Source organism: Streptomyces sp. WELS2, from assembly GCF_013870595.1.
Classification (GTDB): domain Bacteria; phylum Actinomycetota; class Actinomycetes; order Streptomycetales; family Streptomycetaceae; genus Streptomyces.
Genome location: NZ_JACBWZ010001053.1, coordinates 1 through 1882, shown reverse-complemented (window position 1 = coordinate 1882; position 1882 = coordinate 1). Strand labels below are relative to the sequence as shown.

The 1882-nt window shown below is 70.5% G+C and carries 1 protein-coding gene; it reads right to left on the bottom strand.

What is annotated here, in order from left to right; translation table 11 throughout:
* Window positions 1–191: 191 nt before the first annotated feature.
* Complete coding sequence (locus H5J33_RS33485; RefSeq protein WP_181798449.1) at window positions 192–1649, bottom strand: NCS2 family permease; 1458 nt, start codon at window positions 1647–1649, stop codon at window positions 192–194.
* Window positions 1650–1882 lie beyond the last annotated feature (233 nt).

Genomic DNA, 1882 nt, shown 5'->3' with positions numbered 1-1882 from the left:
CCGGCGCGGTCGCGCACACCGGCCGGGCGGGACCGTCCGCCCGGCCGGTGTGAGGAGGGGGCCGTCGGCGCCGCGGGGCGGACCCGCGGCGAGGGCATCCTCGTCGCCGTGCCGCAAGCGCCTCGGGACGGTCCCCCCGTCCGCCGGCGCCCGCCGGCACAGCTCGTACACGGTGCTCCACCGGCAGCGGGCTAGTGGACTCCCAGCCAGCCCTCGATGGGGTTGAGGGCGAAATAGACGAGGAACACCACCGTGAGGCCCCACATGAAGGCCCCGATCTCGCGCGCCTTGCCCTGGGCCACCTTGATGGCGACGTAGGAGACGACGCCCGCGGCGACACCGGTGGTGATGGTGTACGTGAACGGCATGAGCACGACGGTCAGGAAGACCGGGATGGCGGTGGCGCGGTCGGCCCAGTCCACGTGCCGGGCGTTCATCATCATCATGGCGCCGATGACGACGAGGGCGGCGGACGCGACCTCCTGCGGCACGATCGCGGTGACCGGGGTGAAGAACAGGCAGGCCGCGAAGAACAGGCCGGTGACGACCGAGGCGAGCCCGGTGCGGGCGCCCTCGCCGACACCGGTGGCCGACTCCACGAACACGGTCTGGCCGGAGCCGCCCGCCACACCGCCGATGGCACCGCCGGCGCCGTCGATGAACAGCGCCTTGGACAGGCCCGGCATCCGCCCCTTGTCGTCGGCGAGGTCGGCCTCGGTGCCGACGCCGATGATGGTGGCCATCGCGTCGAAGAAGCCGGCCAGCACCAGGGTGAAGACGATCATCCCGACGGTCATCGCGCCGACCCCGCCCCAGCCGCCGAACTCGACGTCGCCGAAGAGCGAGAAGTCGGGCATGGAGACCGCGCTGCCGTGCAGTTCGGGCGTGCCGTTGGCCCACTGCTTGGGGTCGATGACACCGGCGGTGTTCAGGATCAGGGCGACGACGGTGCCGCTGACGATGCCGATGAGGATGGCGCCGGGGAAGTTCCGGGCCTGGAGCATGAAGATCAGCAGCAGGGTGCCGGCGAACAACAGCACGGGCCAGCCGGTCAGTTCACCGGCGGGGCCGAGGGTGACGGGGCCGCCCTTGCCCTGGTGGACGAAGCCGGCCTTGTAGAAGCCGATGAACGCGATGAACAGGCCGATGCCCATCGTGATGCCGTGCTTGAGGGCGAGCGGGATCGCGTTCATGATCATTTCGCGCAGCCCGGTGACGACGAGCAGCATGATGATCACGCCGTACATCACACACATGCCCATGGCCTGTGGCCACGTCATCTCGGGGGCGACCTGGGTGGACAGGACGCCGGAGACGGACAGGCCGGCGGCGAGGGCGAGCGGCACCTTGCCGACGAAGCCCATGAGCAGTGTGGTGAAGGCCGCCGCGAACGCGGTCGCGGTGATCAGCGCCTTCTGGCCGAGCGTGTCCCCCGCCGCGTCCTTGCCGGACAGGATGAGGGGGTTGAGCAGGAGGATGTACGCCATCGCCATGAAGGTGGTGATGCCGCCGCGCACTTCCCGCGCGATCGTGGATCCTCTCCTGGATATGTGGAAGTACCGGTCGAGCCAGGACCGGCCCGCGGGGACGCGGCTGCCTTCGCCCGCGTCCTCGGCGGCGGTCCTGGGCTCCACTGACTGCTGGGTCATGGGCCAACTCCCAAGGTTCATAGGGACACCCGTGCCGGCCTGTGCGGCACGGGATTTGGGATTGGACGACCCGGGGGACGGCCCGAGACGAACAGTGGGGCCGGGGGGACGAGTCCCCCCGGAAAAGCACCGGTTGCAACCCCTGGGGGTCACGCGGTTCCCTTGCGGTGCTCGGGACGTACCGGCGTGCGGTCGAGCGGTGGACCCGTCGCGTCCCGGACCGCCGCGAGGAC

What these genes read in the sequence shown, in the direction of transcription:
- H5J33_RS33485 (WP_181798449.1), bottom strand. Translation starts at nt 1,649, where the DNA reads ATGACCCAGCAGTCAGTGGAGCCCAGGACCGCCGCCGAGGACGCGGGC.